This window comes from Pseudoalteromonas marina (genome assembly GCF_000238335.3).
Classification (GTDB): domain Bacteria; phylum Pseudomonadota; class Gammaproteobacteria; order Enterobacterales; family Alteromonadaceae; genus Pseudoalteromonas; species Pseudoalteromonas marina.
This window is the reverse complement of sequence record NZ_AHCB03000005.1, coordinates 1,404,003-1,424,611: the sequence shown is the minus strand read 5'-3', so window position 1 is coordinate 1,424,611 and position 20,609 is coordinate 1,404,003. Positions and strand designations below refer to the sequence as shown.

The following is a 20,609-nucleotide window of genomic DNA, read 5'->3' as shown; positions in this document are numbered from 1 at the left end:
ATAAAAACGCCACTTTAACCAAAGTGGCGTTTTACATTGTTTATTTAAAGAGTGTCTTTGAATAGTTTATAAATACGGCGGTATTCATCTAACCAACTTGACGGTTGCACAAAACCATGTGGTTCAACTGGGAAGATAGCCGTTTCAAAGTTTTCTTTTTCAAGCTCAATTAAACGCTGAACTAAGCGTACTGAGTCTTGAAAAAATACGTTATCGTCTACCATTGGTGCATTGATCAACAGTGGTTTATTTAAACCTTCTGCAAAGTAAATTGGTGAGCTACGCTCGTATGCAATGGGATCTACATCTGGGTGATTTAAAATATTGCCAGTATAAGCAGTATTGTAGTGTGCCCAATCAGTTACCGGGCGAAGTGCTGCACCTGATTGAAACAATTCTGGTGCAGTAAATAATGCCATAAAGGTCATAAAACCACCATAAGAACCGCCGTAGGTCCCTACCGCTTGCGTGTCTACGTTAGCATTTTCAGCCATCCATTTAACACCATCAGCTAAATCTTGCGTTTCTGGTGTGCCCATTTGACGATAAATAGCTGTACGCCAGTCGCGGCCATACCCTTTAGATGCACGGTAGTCCATATCCATTACCACGTAACCTTCATCAGCCAATAATGAATGAAACATAAACTCTCTAAAGTATACAGACCAACCCATATGTGAGTTTTGTAAGTAACCTGCACCGTGATTAAAAATAACCGCTTTACGAGTTTTACCACCTTCGCCTTCTACGTAATCAGCTGGGTAGTATACCTTGGCATATATTGGCGCATCAGTATGGCTAGACGGCACTGCAACTATTTTCGGTGCAGTTAATTTTTTAGCTAAAAAAGCGCTTGATACTGTATTAGTTAAACGTGTTGGCGTTGCATTTGCTTTAGCATCCGCAATATATAGCTCGCTAGGCATAGTAATTTTTGAATGAACAAGCAGTAATTTTTCTTCATCTGGACTTAACGTGTAGTCGGTCATGCCATTTAGATCAGTAATTTTTTCACTTTTAGCTGTTTGTGGATTTACACGGAAAATTTCGTATAGACCAGGGTGTTCAACATTAGCTTTGTAATAAATAGCAGAATCATCGCTTGTAACTGTTGGGTTTGATACCTCAAACTCACCCTGAGTTAACGCAACGGCGTTACCGTTTAATGTTTTTTTATAAAGCTGGCTGTACCCGGACTCTTCTGAAAGGTAATAAAGCGTGTTTTCGTTATTCAACCAGCCAAAATTATTAAATGCATAAGCGATCCATGCGTCGTCATGTAAACGATGCTGCGACACCAGTTTATTGTTTTCAAAATCTACGGTCGCAATCCAGCGATCTTTGTTGTCCCACGCTTCAAGCATAATAGCAACTTGCGAACCATCGTTATTCCAAACTATTGGGCTTTGTCCTAATCCCCAATTTGTGATCAAGTTAATAGCGCGTGGTGAGTTTTTTGATTCGTAGGTTTTACCTAATCGTGCATAATTTTCTTGTTTTACACTTGCTAATACATCTTGATCAAAACCTGGCAGCGAATCAAACGCTAGTGTGTTTTGTGTTTTATCATTTAAATTAATGTAGATAACTTGCGATGTTTCTTCTTTTGCATCAGCTATACGACGGCGCACTTTTTTAGGTGCTATGGTGGCGTCGTCAGTCACATAATGTGGCATTATATCGGTGTCACTTCGCCAACTTGATTGTTTTTTTACGACAACTAGTAACGCATCTCCATTGGGTGAAAGTTCTACGTTATCAACTTTATTACCTTTGCCTAAATAGTAACTTGTATTTGCTACAGAGGTATTTAGTTCGTTTATTTGCGCGTTACGTGCGTGTTGGTCTTTTTTATTTTTGTGCTCAAGGGCTATGTATTCAATGAGCTTATGCTGCTCTTTTGCAATGTACGAACTTGGCTCGCTAATTCCTTTTGGTTTATCAGCAAGTTTTAGGTTAGCAATTTCTTGTGTTAACCCCGTTACTAAATCAACTTTAAAAAACATATTACCTTGGCGATAAGCCAATGTACCATCGTTTAAAAACTGCGGATTAGATTCGTTAGCTGTGCTATGGGTTATTTGGCGCAGTGTGTTAGTTTTAATATTTTTTACAAACACATTGCCTTTAAAAACGTAGGCTTGCAGAGCCTTGTCGTTTGAATAAACCGCGTTTCTAGCACCCAGTGTATGTAGTTTATTTAATGCTATTTGTTCTGCGGTTTGCGACGTTACAGACTGGCTAAATAAGTCACGTAATGTGCTACCTTGTTGCTTTTGAGCATAAATAATTGTTGCTGAATCAGCAGCCCAAAAGGCATTTTGTGGTTGGTTGCCTATCCAATCAGGATCGGCCATTGCTTGTTTTAAAGTTATTTTTTCTGAACCAACATCGGCAGGTGTACTAACCACCGCTTCAACTTTGTTTTTTTCCAAAGCATTATTTGTAGAGGCTGTGTTTGCAGTTGCACTACAACCCGCAAGCATTACGCTTGAGGCAACAGCTAATGCTACTAACGTTTTAGATGAAGAAAAATTAAAAATCATAGTGCTTCTATACCGTTATTATAATTAACGGCTATTTAAGCAGAAGCACTAAAGTTAATGCAATTTTTTAAGATAAATAGCCATTTAACAGGGTAAAGCTCAGTTTACTTAAGCCTTAATTATTTAATCACTAAATCTAACCATACTAGGCGATGATCGCTTGATGCACTTCTATCTTTAATTAAGCGATACTGTTCGTTTGATTCAACAGGCCAAAATACCCCGCCTTCTTTAATATCTAAACCGTAAGTTGATGGCAATACATAGTCTACTCGTGCTTGCCAATTGGCAGTAAAGTGTTGTGCATAGGCAAGTTCATATTGCTGTTTAGCGCCTGCACTTTTAGGTACAAACTGTGCATTAATTAATGGATTTTTTAGCAATTGATCTGTTGTTTCTAAACGCGCTTTATCACCTTCTGCTGCTGCGTTTAAATCCCCTAAAATAACAAAACGCGACTGAGCATCTAGCCCACCTTTGTTGCCATTATCATCATATAGGTACTCTGCATTGGCTACGTAGTCGGCAATTAATCTAATTTCGTCATGATTACGTTTACCATTTCTATCTTCTTCGCCGTCAAACACGGGAGGCGTAGGGTGAGACGCCAATACATGCACTGCTTTATTGTCAATAACAACGGGGACATCCCAAAACGATTTAGAACTTAACCTAAGCGCTTGCCACTCTTTAGCGTTATACCAATTCTCGCCTGTTTTTGGCATTAACGGCATTTTTGCATTGGGCATATCTTTGTATTTAAAGGTTTGAAGCGTTCTGATTTTGTCAAAATCGATTGGGTATTTCGATAATATGGCCATACCATAATGCCCTTCAAAAAAGCCAAAGCCTTGGGCATCACCCATTACTTTACTTTTTTTACCATCGTTATCTAGGTCAAACTCTGTCGCAAGGCCTGTATTGACGGGGGCTATATAAGTATAAGGATAGTCTATGGCGTTTTGCTCGTTTTGGCTTACGGTTAAGTAATGCGTTTTAAAGTAATCAATACCTTTTTCTTTAGGAACAAAGTCAAACTCGTTAAGTAAAATAATATCAGGGCGAACGCGCTGAATAATTTCTGCAATATTTTTAATCTGTTGTGTGTTTGAGGTAAGCGCTTTGACTAAGGCATCACTTTTAATAGGCTCGCCTTTGGCAGTGTAATTTGTGGCATCCATACTTACATTAAACGTTGCAACACGAATTGTATCGGTTGCGTACGCATTGAGACTCAATGAAGCAGCTGTTAGCAACGCACCAAACGTTAGATCAAATTTCATTTAATTATCCTACTTATAAAAAAGTAATTTTGATTATTTAATAATGTAACCTGTTTTTGTTTTTTCAGGCAAAAAAAAGCCGAGTTTACTCGGCTTTTATTATTTCATTGTTTGTATTCGCTAAGTTTTGAACTAGTCGGACAGTAACTGCTTCTAAGACCTGCTCAATCCCTAAATAACATCCATAAGCAAAACAGTAATAAGGCTTCCCTAATCATAACCTACTGGACCATATAGCTTTAGCCATAAAAAAAACCAATCCTAACCTAGAATAAGCTTTTCTGCCGTTTTTAAAATTCCCGGGTAATCGTGTTCTGGTAAATAATCAGTTAATTGGCTTAACTTATCTGACAGATCATTCATATTATGAGCCGATACATTTATATGACCCATTTTACGACCTGGCTTAGCCGTTTTACCGTACCAATGACTTGTCACATCAGGTAATGTAAGAACCTCAGCAGGGATGCTTGCTTGTCCTAGTACATTGATCATGGCTGTAATATGTTTAAGCTCAGTATTACCAAGTGGTAAACCTGCAACGGCACGCATATGATTTTCAAATTGCGAACAATGGCAACCTTGCTGAGTCCAATGACCTGAGTTATGTACACGCGGTGCAATTTCATTAACTAATAGTGTGCCCATTACATCAAAAAACTCTATGGCCAATACACCTACATAGTTAAGTTCGTTTGCAATTTTTGTAAATGCATCGTTTGCTTGAGCTTCAACATTTTGGTTATTTTTACCCGCAACCGAAAGTGTTAACACACCATTGGTGTGTTCGTTTTCTGTTAATGGGTAAATTGCAACATTACCGTGCTTATCTCGTGCACCAATAATCGACACTTCTCGGTCAAACGGGATCATTTTTTCAGCAATAATAGTATGCGGCGCATCTAGTGTTCCCGATGCTATAAACTCAGCCATTTCAGACCAAATTTCATCAATTTGATCATCAGATTTTAAACGCCACTGCCCTTTACCATCGTATCCTGCTTGGCAGGTTTTTATAACAAGTGGCTTACCCAGGTTTTTAGCGGCCAACTCCAAATGTACTTTTTCTGTAATTAACTGATAAGGCGCGCATTCAACACCGGTTTTGTTAAGTAACGCTTTTTCTAGTGCTCTATCGCCACCCGTTTTAATTGCAGCTTTACCCGGATAAAACTTATTACTGTTGCAGCATAGCGTTAATACATCATCAGGAATGTGCTCAAATTCTGCCGTGATTGCATCAGCGTCTCTAATTGCTTGTTCAAGTGTAGTTGTGTAAATCTCACCCGTTAGCGGGTGCTTAATTTGTTTAGTTCCCACATCGTAGGCAACTACATTCAAATTAAGCGGTGCGCCTGCAAGGCTCATCATACGTGCAAGTTGTCCTGCACCTAAAATTAAAATATTCATTGTTACTCTGCAGGGTTTGGGTTGGCTAATATTGTGTCTGTTTGATTTTTACGAAACGCTTCGATTTTTTCAAAAATGTCGGGGTTATGGCACCCTAAAATTTGTGCGGCTAATAAGCCTGCGTTTGCAGCGCCTGGTTCACCAATTGCTAAGGTACCTACTGCTACCCCTTTTGGCATTTGGCAAATTGACAATAGAGAATCAACACCATTTAATGCCTTTGATTTCACAGGAACGCCTAAAACAGGAACAGATGTAAAAGCCGCTGCCATACCCGGTAAATGGGCTGCGCCACCTGCGCCGGCAATAATAACTTTAATTCCACGTTCTGCAGCAGAGCTTGCATAATCAGCAAGTAATTGAGGAGTGCGGTGTGCAGATACAACTTTGGTTTCGTACTTAATACCAAACTGCTCTAGCATCAGTGCAGCGTGTTCCATGGTTGGCCAATCTGACTTAGAACCCATAATAATGCCAACAGTCATAAATACTCCTCAGTAATGTATTTTAAAATAGCGGACTTATGTCCGGTTTTAGGCGGGTATTATACCCAAACACGTTTAATTTGCGAGGTTCGAATGGTATTAAATGAAGATTAAAGGCTAATTTTTTATAAATAATTAACACGCAACAAAAACAAAAAAAGCCATGTTAAACATGGCCTTTTGTAAATCTAAAATTACAACGCAATTACGCTTCTTTACTTGCTAGGTACTCAGAGTAATTACCTCTAAAGTCGATTATTTTACCGTCTTTTATTTCCCATATACGGGTTGCAACAGAAGAGACAAACTGGCGGTCATGCGATACAAAAAGTAAAGTGCCTTCGTATGCTTCAAGCGCTAAGTTTAGTGCTTCAATCGATTCCATATCCATGTGGTTGGTTGGCTCATCCATTAAAAGTATGTTTGGTTTATGCATCATAATTTTGCCAAACAACATACGGCCCTGCTCACCACCTGATATTACTTTTACCGACTTTTTAATATCGTTCTGTGAGAACAACATACGACCTAAAAAGCTGCGAACAACTTGCTCGTCGTCGCCTTCTTGCTGCCATTGCTCCATCCACTCAAACAAATTCATGTCTTTTTCGAATTCGTCAGCGTGGTCTTGCGCATAGTAGCCAATGTTAGCGTTTTCAGACCACTTAAATTCACCTGCCTGTGGTGTAAGTTTACCTGCTAACGTGTTAAGTAACGTTGTTTTACCTACGCCGTTTTCACCAATTATGGCAATACGCTCGCCAACTTCTACTAAACCTTCAAGGCCTGAGAATAAAGTATTGTCTTCAAAGCCTTGGCTAATACTTGTCATTTCTAGCGCGTTACGGAACAGCTGTTTTTCTTGGTCAAAACGAATAAACGGTGTTTGACGAGATGATGCTTTTACTTCGTCTAACTGAATTTTGTCGATACGCTTGGCACGCGATGTGGCTTGCTTAGCTTTTGAAGCATTAGCCGAGAAGCGTGATACAAACTGCTGGAGTTCGGCAATTTGACTTTTCTTCTTGGCATTTTCACTTAATAGGCGTTCACGAGCTTGCGTTGCAGCAAACATGTATTCGTCGTAGTTACCAGGATAAATGCGTAGCTCACCGTAATCTATGTCGGCCATGTGTGTACAAACAGAGTTTAAGAAGTGACGGTCATGCGAAATGATGATCATAGTACAATCGCGTTGATTCAATACATCTTCTAACCACTTGATAGTGTATATGTCCAAGTTATTGGTAGGCTCATCAAGTAGCATAATATCAGGGTCAGAAAACAGAACCTGTGCAAGTAACACTCGAAGTTTAAAACCCGGTGCAATTTCTGACATAGGACCATAGTGCTGCTCAGTAGCAATACCAACACCTAATAAAAGCTCACCCGCTTTAGACTCGGCTGAGTAACCATCCATTTCAGCAAATTCAGTTTCAAGATCGGCTACTTTCATACCGTCTTCTTCACTCATTTCAGGTAAAGAATAAATACGATCACGTTCTTGTTTAATAGCCCATAACTCTTTGTGACCCATGATCACAGTATCAATTACAGAGTATTCTTCGTAAGCAAACTGGTCTTGATTTAGTTTAGCAACACGCTCATTTGGATCAGTGCTTACGTTACCCGAAGATGGCTCTAGTTCACCACTGAGTATTTTCATAAATGTTGATTTACCACAACCATTTGCACCAATTAAACCGTAACGGTTTCCTTCGCCAAATTTTGCTGAGATATTTTCAAATAACGGTTTAGCACCAAATTGCATGGTGATGTTAGCTGTACTAATAATAGCGCTACCCTCCAAGGGAGACAGGATGTATTTAAATTGCGCGCAGTTTAAACCAAAATGGCCTATTTTTCTATCACAAATCAAACTTACCAAGCACCAAAACTTAATGATTAAGAGTATAGATTTCTTATTTTATTTTGGTATTTACCTCATTGTTAATATTAAATTTAAGGCTAAATAGCCATGCTCATATAAATTTTTAAAAATTAAGTAAGGTTATGCTATTTAATTGAAAAACATAAGAATTAGAGTTTTTATACTAGAAACATAATTAATAGCTAACTTGAAAAATCATCACAATAATTAAATGTTTTTAAGGTTGTAAATTTTCAAACCACTTGTGTATTTACTATAAAAATACACATTCATAACAACTTAAAAACACAATTAACTCAGCGTGAATGTCTACCTATTATGTAAAAATTTCGATGATGTTTTTTCACTTTTGACAAACAAAGGTGTTTGCTAGTGTGCCCTGCACTTATGATTAACCACATCGCAAACAAGGAAACACACAATGAAATTGAAACTAACATCAATGCTAGTAGCAATAATAGTTAGCCCTTCAGTATTCTCTGAAGTAAACATATACACGGACGAGCGCAATTCAATGAGTGTGGGTGGTTTTATAGACGTAAGAGTAATAAATACGCAAAACCAAACTGAAGTCGTGAACGGTACATCACGTATAAATTTTAAAATTGATCGAAAACTTAAGCAAGGCTGGAAAGCCTTAGGACTAGTTGAATGGGGTGTAAACCCTGTAGGTAGTAGCGATATTATTTACAACAATCGCTTTGAATCAATCCAGGATGAATTTTTATATAACCGTTTAGGCTATGCCGGCCTCTCGCATGATAAATACGGGCAAATTACAATTGGTAAGCAATGGGGTGCATGGTACGACGTTGTTTATAGTACAAATAACAGCTTTGTATGGGATGGTAATGCAGCGGGTGTTTATACCTATAACAAGGACGATGGCGCAGTAAACGGTACGGGCCGAGGCGATAAACTTATTCAATATCGTAATAGCTACAATGACTTAAGTTTTACACTGCAAGCACAGCTCAAAAACAGCGAGTTTTATACCTGTGACGTTAGTGACATTACAGAACAAGAATGCGAAACGCTTTGGAATGCAGGCGATACAGCTGCCCAACAAGTAGAATTTAACTACACATTTGGTGCTTCGGTTACTTATACCCCTACTGACATGATAACGCTTACAGCTGGTGTAAACCGAGGCGAGTTTGATTTGACTTACGGTGATGGCACCACACAAAATGTTGAAGACCTAATATATGGTGCAGGCATTATGTGGGGTCGCGTAGATCAAAAAGGTCTTTATTTTGCAGCTAATATTAATAAAAACAAAAATCATGACACCGATAATCTGGGTCGCTTAATTAAAGACGCAATAGGTATAGAAACATTTGCATCGTACCGCTTTGATAACGATTTTCGCCCTTTTATTGCCTACAACGTATTTGATGCAGGCAATGATTACGTTATTCAGCCAAACTTTAATACCGATCCGAACGATGTATTTAAACGTCAATTTGCTGTTATTGGTCTTCATTATTTAATTGACGAAGACACAATTGCGTATATAGAAGCACGTAAAGATTTTAGTGACTTTGAAAGCAATGATAAAGATCAGCAAGCACAAATGGAGCAGTCAGAAGATGACGGCATCGCATTTGGATTTAGATATCAATTGTAGAAAGCAGTTACCCTTTTGCGCTCTAGTGACTTAGGGCGCTGTGCCCTAACCTCACTCTTGCTTATTATTTCTAATATATAATCACTTGCTAAGATTAGTTATTATCATATATTGTATGATGTGTTCTTTATGGGGTTTTCATAAAGTTACTTAAAGCAAACCTGTATATATATTTTGTAGGTTGTTGACAACGTTTGGTTTAGCAACATATTAAGGCCTTTTATTTAAAAACTTTTGATATCCACCTAACGCATCTGCAACACTTAGTCTTGGATTATCGTTATGTTCCGCATTGGGATTAATAACAGATTCCCACTTTAAGTGCTCGTTAGGGCTGGCCTTTAATGCTTGCTCTAAATTACTATACGCCTCCAACATAAGCGGATGCTCTTCCTCTCCTACCGATAAAAACAAATACGTTGGCTTTTTAAACCTTTTATTCGACGCCTGTAAAAACGAGTCAACTTTGTTTACTACCGTCATATCGTCATACCAGGCGGCAGGACTAAACGCAAAATAGCCATTAAACAGATCCGGTTTAGTATGAAGTGTATATAACACAAAACTGCCACCAGCAGAAAACCCACTTAAAATACGGTTATTGTTTAATTTAAATCGATTAGTCAAATAAGGTAATAATTCTAACTCTATAAACTGTAAAAACTTATCTGCTTCTCCGTTGGGTTCTATATTGTTTGTTGCAGGCGCTTGGGTATTAACGTCTTGGCGAGCATAAGGAGGTACCAAATCACGATTTCGAGTAGCCGTAAAAAACAAGTTAGGGATTGATACCAATATAGCTTGCTCGGCCTGTCCTTTGTTTGAGAATGACGCTAATGTTTCATTCCACGTATCTAGGTTAAAGTTACCGTCGGTTTTTATTATTAACGAATAAACTTTATTGGTATCGTAGTTAACGGGTAGCCTAATAAATACCTTACGCGATTCATTTAAAATTTTTGAATCAAGTTTAATGTCTGTATAAGCCGATACATAATGATTGTAGTAGCGGCCGCCTAAAATAAGTAAGCTTAACGTAATGACAGCTAATACGAGGTTAATTAGATAGTTTTTATTAATTTTTAACGACATGTATCTCTCTTTTTACTAATTATTTTTAAGACTACAAAACCAAATATTTTCGTTATTAGTAAACCCTAGTCCCTCAAGCAACTTGCACGAAGCTGTATTAGCTTTGTTAACCTCTGCGTAAAGCGTAATTAACTCGTAATGCATAACAAGTTTTGGGATTAAAGTTTGCAGCGTTTCTTTCATGTAGCCCTGTTGCCAAAATTCAGGATCTAATTCAAAACCCAAAAATGCGGTTCTTGCTTCTTTATTAATTTTATACAAACCACAACTACCAATTACTTTATTGAGGGTATTCTGAGTAATCGTAAAGCGTATAACTTCTCCCTCATAATAGCCGCTAATATCATTTTGTATTAATTGTTTAATATCACTTTTGCTAAGGGGTGTTGTGTAGTCATTAAACTGGCTAACAAGAGGATTATTTAAAATAGCATGCATACTGGCAGCATCTTTATGGGATATTAACTGAAGCGTGACACGAGGTGTAGCCAAATTTTTATACATGTTGTAATACAAAATTAAATAGCACTTTATGAACGCGTATTATTAACTTACCATAACGTATAAACAAGCATTAAATTGAGAGCAGCCAAGCATGAGTGACGACTTTAAAGTGATACAACCAACAACAACAGTTTACTGCCCTAAACGTGGTGAAGGTTGGACCCTAACCGGCATTACTAATATAAATGAGTTTACCTCAGTCATGTTTGATGGCACACGTTACACATTACCAGCACGTGAAATTATTGAAGAGCTACTCCCTAACCAGCTAGCTCGAGAACAAAATAGCTAACGCTCCATCATTAAAAAAGGCTGCAGTTATGCAGCCTTTTTTATAATTTGCGCCAATTTAAAATGTATCGTCTTCATCGTAAACGTTTACGTTCAAATCATCATCATGTTCAAAAACGACAAATGTAATTGGTTTACAGCATACTTGGCAGTCTTCTATATATTGTTCATCAATGTCAGCTGCATCAAGTAATACATCAATGCTTTCGCCGCAATACGGGCAGTTTATCGATTTTTCGGTTAACTGGTTCATTTAACACCTGCTAATTTATTCATCAATGTTTCCACTTTAATAAACACGCTTTAAAAATACAACATAGTGTTATGTGGGTTACTTATTCAAAATGTGGCTTTAATTACAAAGTATTACGTACATTACTTTGCACCTAGCCTGCTAAAGCAATGAAATAGTAATAACAGTTAGCAGGTCTAGCTATAAAGAATATGTATTTAAACTCATACTAGAGGTAGATTATTATATGAAAAAATCACTTACGCTTGCATTAACATCTGCCGCAATTTTGTTTAGCACTTTTACTCATGCTGCAAAAACCGAAAAAGCGGTTTTAGCCGGTGGGTGTTTTTGGTGTATGGAAAGCGACTTTGAAAAGCTTGAAGGTGTAAAAGATGTAATATCAGGCTTCACAGGCGGTAAGATTAAAAATCCAACCTACAGTGGTAACCACAAAGGCCATTACGAGGCAGTACAAATTACTTACGACCCGCAAGTAGTCAGCTACAAAGGCATACTTGATCACTATTGGGTGAATATTGATCCCTTTGATGCAAAAGGCCAATTTTGTGATAAAGGCCCTAGCTATTTAAGCGCAATTTTTGTAGCTAACGAGCAAGAACGTAAAATAGCTGAACAAACCAAACAGGCCGTTGTGAATGAGTTTCCTAATCAAACAGTAGTAACGCCTATACTAAACGCCTCCACCTTTTATCCCATTAAAGGAAAAGAAAGCTACCATCAGGATTATTATAAAAATAATCCTTTTCGCTACAACACATATCGTTGGCGATGTGGTCGCGACAGCCGTCTTGAAGATATATGGGGCGACAGAGTCACCCATTAATAGCTGCTGTTAAATCAGGCTGCATTTTGTGTAGCCTTTCAAGCTAACGCTCCTCTATTATTAATTTTTTATATATACTGTTTACTATAAAGTGATATTTATTAATTTTAATTACACCAATAAAATAGACTCCTAGATTGTTAAACCTGTATTCAATAACTGGAGTGACACAATATGAAAACTAATCAATTACAACTAGCCAGAGCACTTGATTTACCAACACGTCAAGCTATGTTAAACCGTGAGCATTCAGTTCAACAGTTTTGGTCAAACAATAACGAATTAATAACAAATGCTTGGAGTGAATGGGAACTAAGCGAACTTAATCAATCAGCTTTTACACTCGATGATTCTTTGCTTGATAAAAACTTACGCGAAGCGATTACTAAAGCTTGGCAAGATCCTACTAAAGAACATTTGGTAAAATCGCTTCTTAAAGAAGTAGCAACAGATGTGTACGAGTTTCAATTTTTTGACCCAGAGCGTCTATCTGATTTACGCGGTTACCTTGAGCAAGTGTGGAGCTCTGGTATCCCTATGCGCCCACCATACGGAATTGTATTAAACAGACGTGGCGTAATGCTTGATAAGCGTTCAAGTGGTTATTTAGCAGCGCCAAATTTTCAGGCATTTTACAATGAGATCTTAAACAATTATATGAGACCCATTTCTCGCTTATTGTTCCCTGAGATTATGGGTTATGACACGCAAACATTTGGGTTTTCTATTTACTACGATCCCAACACAGATGCGTCTATTCGCCCACATACCGATGCGTCAGCGGTCACGTTAAATATTAATTTAAATTTACCTGAAGAAAAATTTACAGGATCAGAACTCGACTTTTATGACCAACAAACAGGTAAAGTCACTCAGCTCAGTTTTAAGCCGGGTTGTGCGATGATACACAGAGGCAATGTTGCTCATGCTGCTAAACCTATCCTAACAGGTGATAGAACAAATTTTGTAATGTGGTTATTTGGTGACCGAGGCCGCTTACCAGCCCATGGTACACAACGTAATCATATAGATGCAAAAGAGCGTTGGACAACGCCACAATCAATACCTGACGGTTATGTACCCTTTTAGTATTTAATACTATTGAAAGAGAAACTAACTGTATATAAGGCTGCTAACAAAAGCAGCCTTTTCATTGTATGACTTACGTAAATTTAAAATTTATATGATGCAGAAAACTTAACGTTTCTTGGTGTACCAGGTTGTACCCATGCATCGGCAAACGAGTTTGTGTAATACGTTTCATCAAACAGGTTATTTACCTCAGCCGCAATGCCAATTTCGTCTGTCACATCGTAATTTACAAAAAACCGAGCTGTTGTGTAACTTGGTAACTCAAAGTCGGTACCAAAAAAGCCGTTACGCTTGCCCACATGTAATAAACCACCACCAAACTTAATGGCTTTACCGTAGAGCACTGTAGATTGCATTAACTGTAAACTAAGCTGTTGCTCAGGCACGTTTAATAGTGATGCACCCGCTTCTACTGTGTAACCAAAGTTAGCATCAAAAAATGAGTTTTCGATTGTTGCATCAACGTACGCATACGACGCCCAAACTTCAAGCGTATCGGTAAGCTCGCCCGTTAGGTCTATTTCTATGCCTTTACTTTGTGCTTCCCCAATGGCTGCGTAAGTAAACGCTGTTGCATCGTCTACTACTAGCATGTTGTCTTGCTGTACTTTAAACACAGCAACAGTACCAAATAATGCGCCATCGTTTAATGTAAAATTAACACCCACCTCTGCAGAGCTAGATTGGTTTGGTTCAAAACCATTGCCATTAGCATCGGCCCCCGAAAGCGGACGGAAGTTCTCACCGTAAGCACCATAAACAGATACATAATCGCTTGCTTCATAAATCACACCAAACTGCGGGCTCACGCGTGACTCAGTTTGTTTAGTGTTAGTGTTAGCTAGGCGGTTATTTAAGCGCTGCTCGTAATCATCAAAACGTGCACCAATACGTATATCTAACTTATCGGTTAGGCTTATTTGGTCTTGAATGAATACCCCTACCGATTCTTGAATTTCTACGCGGTCAGTATTTGATGTTGGCGTTGGTAATTCATACGCGCCGTAAACAGGGTTAAATACATTAATGTATTGATCGCCACGTACACGCAGTGCAAATTGATCATTTTCAAATTTATCGGCATCTATACCTATTATTAAACGATTTTCAAAGCCTGCTACGTTAACGTTACCGCTCACTTCAGCTCTTAGTACTTGATAAGTAGAATCGTAATCCCGATAGCGTCTAAAGCGATTTACTTCGCCACCTACTACACCACCAAAACCGGTTTCGGTTGCAAAGCCCTCTAAAGAAGTATCGCGGTAGTTTGCACCAAATAAAATGCTCCAGTTATCATCAAAGTCATGAATATACTCTAACTGGTGCCCCAATACATCGGCTTCAATTGGGCCATCGCCCGGCTCACCTAAAAAGCGGCTTTCAGGTATAAGGCCAAGCTCGCCATCTATCGCTAATACACCTCTATCAAACGGTACCTCTTGGTCGCTATATTCAAGCTCGTATATTAGTTGGCTGTTATTATTCATATTCCACACTATTGACGGGCTAAAGCCTTGTTTAGTGGTTTCTATGGTATCTCTAAAGCTTTCGGCGTCTTCGTAAAAACCAACCAGTCTAATTGCTACGTCGTCGCTAAGCGCCGTGGTGTAATCAACATCGGCGCGGTAAGTATCAAAACTACCTACAGAGAGCTTAATTTCGCCTGCGGTGTCAAACGTTGGGCGTTTAGTAACTAAGTTTACGGTGCCACCTGGTTCACCACGGCCAAATAAAGCCGCGCGCGGACCTTTTAAAACCTCTACCGACTCAATACCCGACAAATCACGTGAGCCACCAAAACCACGTCCTGCATTAAAGCCATTTACTAAGTAATTACTTGGCAGGTTTTCGTCACCTACAAAGCCACGTAACGAAAAGCTATTCCACAGCCCACCAAAGTTGTTTTGGCGCGCAACCGAGGCTGATAAATCAAGCGCTTGGTCAAGGCTTACTGCGCCTGCGTTTTCAAGGGCTTCTAAATCAATTTTAAGCTCTGACTGAGGTGTTTCTAAAGGGCTAAAGTTACCTTGATAAGCCTGGCGAGATGCAACAACGGTTACTTTTTCAATTGCGTCATCCTTTACGCTTTTACTTTGCTGGTTTTGCTCAGCGGCCATAACGAGGCTGCTAAATAAGCCTACTAAGCAAGTACTTAAATAGGTGAGCTTAAGCCCTTTTGAATTGGTTTTCATTGTGAACCTTGTGAGTAATGTAAGTATTTTATAGTTGTGTAGTAATTTTAATCGCGCTAAACAGGTACGTTTAGCGTTGTATTTTTAGTTGCTGCTTTGCGTGGTGTTTTCAAAGAGTGGCATGTTTTCAAGGGCTGCTTTAGTTGGGTCGCCTTTGTAAAATAACCACGGGTAATAAAACTCGCGTAATTGTTGATGATAATCTCTAATTTGCTGCTCATAAGCATACGCGGCAATTGAATCGGTATTGGCTGTACGGGTTAAGCTGCGCTGCAATAACAGCGGTGGCGAAACCCAAGATACAAAACCGGCTAACTCGTATTTTTTAGCGGCTGCGTCGCGATAGGCCTCTGAAAGCTCTGCCGCTTTTAAATCGCCCATTTGTTGAAATGCGTAATACCACTTCCATTCAAATTCGCTTTTCATATCAATATATGGTGCAAGCGCTGGGTACTCTATAATAAAAGGCTGCATAGTGGCAGATTTTGGTAAATCCCACGCATCATTTACGGCCTCGCGTTGAGTAAGCATAATGTCGCCACCTTTAGGCGAATGCACTGACTTGTTTATAGCAAGGTCGCCTAAAATAGGAATAATAAAAGCAAACAACACCCACAAACCAATTAAGCTTGAGGCAACACGCGGCGCACTGGTTGCATTTTTACCCCACCACACGCTTAGTGCAGTCCAAAATGCAAGGTAGACAATACACAACAGCGATACATACGCCACTTCATACGCGCTTGCCCCAGCTATAAATCCGCCTACAAAAAATGGCAGCATTAAACACACTATTATTGCTACAAACCTTACGGTTATACGAGCGCCCCACAAAGCAAAGTAAGACTTAGCTGTAGTGACTAATAAATCGTGCCTACCGCTGGTACGCTCGCTTGCAAATAAATCATGAAACAGCAAAATAATAACCATTGGCGCTAGCGCACTAATTACAAACACAAAATCTATTTTACCGGCTTGAGCCAGCTCAGCATTTTGTGCATCGCTTTCGTAAATTTGCCCCTCAAGCGCTAATAAATTAATGCGGTGTTTCCACGGGAATATATCGCGCTCACCTAAAGCAGCAAATGCCAGGTTAGATGGCTGCGAGTACGTTAAATGAAAGCTGTAATACGCCAACATGCCTGCATCGCTTTGCTTTTTATGTACTATGGCACGGTCGCTTTGATCTGCTACTTTTAAGCGCTCTATTGTTTGCTGCTGTGTGCTTATTTCGCTTAACCCGCTGTAAATTGCAAAACCCGATAAAACAAGGCTACACAGTAGTAATACCACTACGTATTTTTGGCGAAGTAAAAAGCCCCATTCACGCATAAGTTGTGTAATTAAATAGCTCATAACAAACGTTTTCCTAAAAATTTAATACCGCCGACAAGTACTACAATCCACAGTAATAACTGTAAAAACGCAGGTACACTTCTTTGTGCTCGAACATCTGCACTGTCCACATTAAAATTAAAGTCTTGAAGTATTTGCCAGTTTTGAGCGCTTACACGTGCTTTTTTAGTGGCTGCAGCATTGGCGTTTCGGTTCATGTCATCTTTGTAATCAAGCTCTTCAATATGAATTTTGTTAAGCCCTTGCACAAAATCAAAACGCAGCTGTTCGGTTTCACGTAAAAAACGATGATGCGTTTCTATACTTGTACCCACCACAATCATAGAAAGCGAGCGAATAGCCACCATAGGCGATACCCAACCAAAATAACGCGATACCTGAGTTTGCTTAAGTTCACTTTGCATACGTAGCTCAGCAAATTGGTTTAGTACGTTGGCTTGTTTAGCCTCTGATTCACTGGCTACTAAACCTCTAAAGTTTACCGGCAGCTCATCAATGCTATTTACGTTGTACTTTTTAAGGAGTGATTGTTTAAATTGCTTAAATGCAGGGTCGTTCGTGTTATGGCCATCGCCTAGTTTTCTAAGCTCGGCTTTAACAGCAAAATCGGTTTCTATTTTACCGGCAGATGGCACAGCCGTTGAGGCCGAAGTACTTGCTACGCGCGGCATAACAATACACAGTAAAATCCATACAAACGCAAGCGCCGTAAAACTACCACTGTTTTTACTAAACACGCTCGATGCGAGTAAAATCAGTAATACCCACACAGTTAAATATAAAGCGTAACCTACAACAAAACTGGCAACTGCTAATAAGCTTTCACCCGCAGATACCGTAAACAAAGCCGATATAGCCAGTGGCGCAATAACTAAGCCCACTACCGAAAGCAGTGCTAAACCTTTACCGGTAATAAGCGTAATACCCGACGTGCCTTGCGCTAATAAGTACGACAGCGTTTGCGATTCACGCTCACGACTAATAGAGCTGTAGCCAATTAATATAAGCAGTAACGGCGCTAATGTTTGCACTATAAATGCAGGCGTTAAGCTACCTAATTTAGTAAGCGCTGTACCTTGGCGTTGATCGGCGAACATTGCACTGTTTTGCCTATGTCCTTCTAAAAATATTGAGTTACCTGTGTATGCGTCAATACCTGGGTCGAGGGTGCTCAGTGGTGAAGGCGTTCTAAAGGCATAGTGCCCATAGTGCACCATTCTGTGTGGGTGACGATCGGGTTGATCAACAAAACTTTGCTCGGCATTTGATTGAAGTTCATGGCGATCATGGCTAAGTTCAAGCATAGTAATTGCGGTCACCACAACCGATGAAAGCGTAAGCAATAAGCCAATGGCTAAAACGGTCATTGCTAGTTTTGAGCGAAGCCAATAGCGCCATTCATCTTTGGCAACTATAACCACCTTTGAAAAGTTATTTATACTCATTACGCGCCTCTTTGCGCAAAGGCTGCGTGCACTTGTTCGGTGTCAATGCGGCCGTTTTCTGGCGCGTCAAATTCGCCCACCATCTCGCCGGCTCTTAGTAACCCAATACGGTTAGCTACTTGGCAGGCGCCGTATACATCATGCGTAACCATTAAAATAGTAGCGCCGGTTAATGCAAGCTCGCGCACTAGCTGGTTAAACTCATCTATGGCAACAGGGTCAAGGCCCGATGTAGGTTCATCAAGTAAAAATATCGGTGCTTCACGTAAAATAGCCAGTGCAATCGCGGTTTTTTGCCTCATGCCTTTAGAATACGTTTGCATAGGACGCTCCCATGCAGCTTGTTGCAGCGCTACACGGTTAAATGCGGCATTAATTTGCTCATCTGTTTTATTAATATCAGCAAGTGATAAAAAGTATTTTACGTTTTCGCGGGCGGTCAAATGCGGGTATAACGTTGCAGACTCGGGTAAATACGCCGTTTTGCCGCGAACAAAGTCAAGTGCTTTACTCACCTCTTTACCCGCTACTTTTACCCAGCCTTGCGTTGGTTTATTAAAACCCAGTAACGTTTTTAACGTGGTTGACTTACCCGCACCGTTACCGCCAAGTAGTGCATAAATTTCGCCTGAGCCCACAGTAAAATTTAAGTTTTTTAAAATGGCGTTATTTTTAATACTAAAACTTAGCGAGTCCACTTCAATAATGGCTTCACCTTTATTTTTATGAGTACCATTTAATAAAAAATTGCTGGTATTTTCAGCTCGTTGAGGTTCTATTTGTGATGTTTGATTAATTGCAGTAGGTGTTGTCACATTCACACTCTATTAAAGAAAAATTCAATGTGCAGGATGTTATACTATAACAATACTTAATTGCAACAATATAACATTGTATTTTTAATCAATATTTCAAGCAGCTGAGCGTGTAAAATAATATGGCACTAAAAGCGTGATCACAGTCCGTCAACCCTAGCATTCTGGCGAGTTGGTAATTTAAGATATTGTGCTATCTTTTTATTATGTTTAATTAAATAAATACCGGATAACATGCGGATCATAGGCTTCATTATCATCGTATTAATGGCAATATCTGCAACTGATAAAAGCTATGCAAATGACATTGATGTTCAATTTAGCGGATTTGCATCTTTTGCCCTTAGTTACACTGACGACTCAGATATTGGCTTTGCATCTAATTATTCAAATGTAAACAAGTCTGGTTTTTCAGCTACGCGTGATTCAATTTTAGGTGGCCAGGCAAATATATCTTTGTTAAATAACTGGGATTCTGTAGTTCAAATAGTGATACAAGATCATGCATTCAAAAGCTTTGATAATTTTTTAGAACTTGCATTTGTACGTTACCGACCATCACGTAACTGGGCCATCCGCGCAGGTAGGTTAAACAGCGACCTTTACTTACTCTCTGAGTACCCTTACGTTGGATACGCTTACTTGTGGGTGCGCCCGCCTCATTCGTATTACTCGTTTGCAAACATTGCAGGTAATTTTGATGGAATAGACGTTGAATACAGTAAAGCCATTAACGATGGCTTCTTACGCTTAAAACTCGCTTATGGTGGCTCTACAGCAAAAATACACGCTTATAATGACGATTTTTTTATTGATTTTGATAACTTAACAACCCTCAGTGCAACATACTCTTTAGATGCATGGACAATGCGCTTTTCGTTATCAAGGTCCGGTTTTGGCGATTACAAACTAACTGCATTGGATGAGTTTATATCTTCACTAGATTCAGTACCGCAAAGTATATGGCCACAAGCACAAACAATATCGAACAAATTTAATACCGAAGGAAATAGTATAAAGTACGCTGCATTTGGGCTTACTTACGATTATGATAATTGGCTTATTCAATCTGAAATGGGTATTTCAGAGTCAGATTGGATAATTGCACCATCAGTACTCAACAGTTACATTAGCGCAGGTTACCGAGTAAACAATGCAATATTTTACACTAGCTTTTCTGCAGCAAAAAACCGCCACAATGTAATTAAAGTAATTGACCCTGTTTTTTCACCCGGTACACCCGAACAAATATCAAAACCAATACGACAACTGGCTCTAGCTGCTCAAGCTTCAATTAAGATTCCCTATGTACATCAGCATTCGATAAACGTAGGTGTAAAATGGCAACTGTCAGAACGGTTAGCTATAAAAGCTCAACTAGATCGCTTTGATATAAAACCAGTTGGGGCGGGATTATGGAGCTTAAGTAATCCTGCAGATGTCGATAAAGGTCACAAAGTACATGTACTCAGCTTAAATGCTAGCATGGTTTTTTAGT

General features: G+C 39.2%; 17 protein-coding genes. 5 read left to right on the top strand and 12 right to left on the bottom strand.

The window, feature by feature from the left end:
- Positions 1 to 44: 44 nt before the first annotated feature.
- From PMAN_RS06630 to PMAN_RS06610, 5 genes are all read right to left on the bottom strand, one after another.
- Positions 45 to 2,546: a S9 family peptidase gene (locus PMAN_RS06630; protein ID WP_010556499.1), complete on the bottom strand. Its 2,502-nt coding sequence runs from the start codon at positions 2,544 to 2,546 to the stop codon at positions 45 to 47.
- Between the two features lie 119 nt (positions 2,547 to 2,665).
- Positions 2,666 to 3,829: an endonuclease/exonuclease/phosphatase family protein gene (locus PMAN_RS06625; RefSeq protein WP_010556498.1), complete on the bottom strand. Its 1,164-nt coding sequence runs from the start codon at positions 3,827 to 3,829 to the stop codon at positions 2,666 to 2,668.
- Positions 3,830 to 4,090: 261 nt separating this feature from the next.
- Positions 4,091 to 5,239: a 5-(carboxyamino)imidazole ribonucleotide synthase gene (locus PMAN_RS06620; protein ID WP_010556497.1), complete on the bottom strand. Its 1,149-nt coding sequence runs from the start codon at positions 5,237 to 5,239 to the stop codon at positions 4,091 to 4,093.
- 2 nt (positions 5,240 to 5,241) lie between these two features.
- On the bottom strand, positions 5,242 to 5,724 hold the full coding sequence (gene purE, locus PMAN_RS06615; protein WP_006792966.1) for a 5-(carboxyamino)imidazole ribonucleotide mutase: 483 nt from the start codon (positions 5,722 to 5,724) through the stop codon (positions 5,242 to 5,244).
- A gap of 205 nt (positions 5,725 to 5,929) precedes the next feature.
- Complete coding sequence (locus PMAN_RS06610) at positions 5,930 to 7,519, bottom strand: ABC-F family ATPase (RefSeq protein WP_168371069.1); 1,590 nt, start codon at positions 7,517 to 7,519, stop codon at positions 5,930 to 5,932.
- Between the two features lie 517 nt (positions 7,520 to 8,036).
- On the opposite strand from PMAN_RS06610, the gene PMAN_RS06605 reads away from it, so the two are divergent.
- Positions 8,037 to 9,245 (top strand): porin, encoded by a 1,209-nt coding sequence (locus tag PMAN_RS06605; RefSeq protein WP_010556495.1) that lies wholly within the window; start codon positions 8,037 to 8,039, stop codon positions 9,243 to 9,245.
- A 210-nt stretch (positions 9,246 to 9,455) separates the two neighbouring features.
- On the opposite strand, the gene PMAN_RS06600 is transcribed toward PMAN_RS06605, so the two are convergent.
- Both PMAN_RS06600 and PMAN_RS06595 read right to left on the bottom strand, forming a co-directional pair.
- Positions 9,456 to 10,337 carry an alpha/beta hydrolase gene (locus tag PMAN_RS06600; protein WP_010556494.1) on the bottom strand — a complete coding sequence of 294 codons (882 nt, stop codon included), beginning with the start codon at positions 10,335 to 10,337 and terminating at the stop codon, positions 9,456 to 9,458.
- Between the two features lie 15 nt (positions 10,338 to 10,352).
- Positions 10,353 to 10,841, bottom strand: coding sequence for a GNAT family N-acetyltransferase (locus PMAN_RS06595; protein WP_010556493.1), 489 nt, complete (start codon positions 10,839 to 10,841; stop codon positions 10,353 to 10,355).
- Between the two features lie 91 nt (positions 10,842 to 10,932).
- Between PMAN_RS06595 and PMAN_RS06590 the strand changes: the two genes are divergently transcribed.
- A complete protein-coding gene (locus tag PMAN_RS06590) occupies positions 10,933 to 11,133 on the top strand; it encodes a hypothetical protein (protein WP_006792973.1) in 201 nt (66 codons plus the stop codon).
- A 57-nt stretch (positions 11,134 to 11,190) separates the two neighbouring features.
- Here the strand turns inward: PMAN_RS06590 and PMAN_RS06585 are convergent, their stop codons facing one another.
- Positions 11,191 to 11,385, bottom strand: a complete 195-nt coding sequence (locus tag PMAN_RS06585) for a CPXCG motif-containing cysteine-rich protein (protein ID WP_010556492.1) — start codon at positions 11,383 to 11,385, stop codon at positions 11,191 to 11,193.
- A 226-nt stretch (positions 11,386 to 11,611) separates the two neighbouring features.
- On the opposite strand from PMAN_RS06585, the gene msrA reads away from it, so the two are divergent.
- Positions 11,612 to 12,211 carry a peptide-methionine (S)-S-oxide reductase MsrA gene (gene msrA, locus PMAN_RS06580; RefSeq protein WP_010556491.1) on the top strand — a complete coding sequence of 200 codons (600 nt, stop codon included), beginning with the start codon at positions 11,612 to 11,614 and terminating at the stop codon, positions 12,209 to 12,211.
- Between the two features lie 174 nt (positions 12,212 to 12,385).
- Positions 12,386 to 13,300 carry a 2OG-Fe(II) oxygenase family protein gene (locus PMAN_RS06575; protein ID WP_010556490.1) on the top strand — a complete coding sequence of 305 codons (915 nt, stop codon included), beginning with the start codon at positions 12,386 to 12,388 and terminating at the stop codon, positions 13,298 to 13,300.
- An 83-nt stretch (positions 13,301 to 13,383) separates the two neighbouring features.
- On the opposite strand, the gene PMAN_RS06570 is transcribed toward PMAN_RS06575, so the two are convergent.
- From PMAN_RS06570 to PMAN_RS06555, 4 genes are all read right to left on the bottom strand, one after another.
- On the bottom strand, positions 13,384 to 15,495 hold the full coding sequence (locus tag PMAN_RS06570; RefSeq protein ID WP_010556489.1) for a TonB-dependent siderophore receptor: 2,112 nt from the start codon (positions 15,493 to 15,495) through the stop codon (positions 13,384 to 13,386).
- Between the two features lie 84 nt (positions 15,496 to 15,579).
- Positions 15,580 to 16,851: a DUF3526 domain-containing protein gene (locus tag PMAN_RS06565; RefSeq protein WP_010556488.1), complete on the bottom strand. Its 1,272-nt coding sequence runs from the start codon at positions 16,849 to 16,851 to the stop codon at positions 15,580 to 15,582.
- Complete coding sequence (locus tag PMAN_RS06560) at positions 16,848 to 18,296, bottom strand: ABC transporter permease (protein WP_010556487.1); 1,449 nt, start codon at positions 18,294 to 18,296, stop codon at positions 16,848 to 16,850. Before PMAN_RS06560 ends, PMAN_RS06565 begins: the two co-directional genes overlap by 4 nt.
- Positions 18,296 to 19,111: an ABC transporter ATP-binding protein gene (locus PMAN_RS06555; RefSeq protein ID WP_010556486.1), complete on the bottom strand. Its 816-nt coding sequence runs from the start codon at positions 19,109 to 19,111 to the stop codon at positions 18,296 to 18,298. Before PMAN_RS06555 ends, PMAN_RS06560 begins: the two co-directional genes overlap by 1 nt.
- 234 nt (positions 19,112 to 19,345) lie before the next feature.
- On the opposite strand from PMAN_RS06555, the gene PMAN_RS06550 reads away from it, so the two are divergent.
- Complete coding sequence (locus tag PMAN_RS06550) at positions 19,346 to 20,608, top strand: hypothetical protein (protein ID WP_242032457.1); 1,263 nt, start codon at positions 19,346 to 19,348, stop codon at positions 20,606 to 20,608.
- The last annotated feature ends 1 nt before the right edge of the window (position 20,609 follow it).

Coding starts and splice junctions, on each gene's coding strand:
- PMAN_RS06625 (WP_010556498.1), bottom strand. CDS start 3,829: ATGAAATTTGATCTAACGTTTGGTGCGTTGCTAACAGCTGCTTCATTG.
- msrA (WP_010556491.1), top strand. CDS start 11,612: ATGAAAAAATCACTTACGCTTGCATTAACATCTGCCGCAATTTTGTTT.
- PMAN_RS06590 (WP_006792973.1), top strand. CDS start 10,933: ATGAGTGACGACTTTAAAGTGATACAACCAACAACAACAGTTTACTGC.
- PMAN_RS06565 (WP_010556488.1), bottom strand. CDS start 16,851: ATGAGCTATTTAATTACACAACTTATGCGTGAATGGGGCTTTTTACTT.
- PMAN_RS06605 (WP_010556495.1), top strand. CDS start 8,037: ATGAAATTGAAACTAACATCAATGCTAGTAGCAATAATAGTTAGCCCT.
- PMAN_RS06620 (WP_010556497.1), bottom strand. CDS start 5,239: ATGAATATTTTAATTTTAGGTGCAGGACAACTTGCACGTATGATGAGC.
- PMAN_RS06630 (WP_010556499.1), bottom strand. CDS start 2,546: ATGATTTTTAATTTTTCTTCATCTAAAACGTTAGTAGCATTAGCTGTT.
- PMAN_RS06550 (WP_242032457.1), top strand. CDS start 19,346: ATGCGGATCATAGGCTTCATTATCATCGTATTAATGGCAATATCTGCA.
- PMAN_RS06560 (WP_010556487.1), bottom strand. CDS start 18,296: ATGAGTATAAATAACTTTTCAAAGGTGGTTATAGTTGCCAAAGATGAA.
- PMAN_RS06575 (WP_010556490.1), top strand. CDS start 12,386: ATGAAAACTAATCAATTACAACTAGCCAGAGCACTTGATTTACCAACA.
- purE (WP_006792966.1), bottom strand. CDS start 5,724: ATGACTGTTGGCATTATTATGGGTTCTAAGTCAGATTGGCCAACCATG.
- PMAN_RS06600 (WP_010556494.1), bottom strand. CDS start 10,337: ATGTCGTTAAAAATTAATAAAAACTATCTAATTAACCTCGTATTAGCT.
- PMAN_RS06595 (WP_010556493.1), bottom strand. CDS start 10,841: ATGTATAAAAATTTGGCTACACCTCGTGTCACGCTTCAGTTAATATCC.
- PMAN_RS06585 (WP_010556492.1), bottom strand. CDS start 11,385: ATGAACCAGTTAACCGAAAAATCGATAAACTGCCCGTATTGCGGCGAA.
- PMAN_RS06570 (WP_010556489.1), bottom strand. CDS start 15,495: ATGAAAACCAATTCAAAAGGGCTTAAGCTCACCTATTTAAGTACTTGC.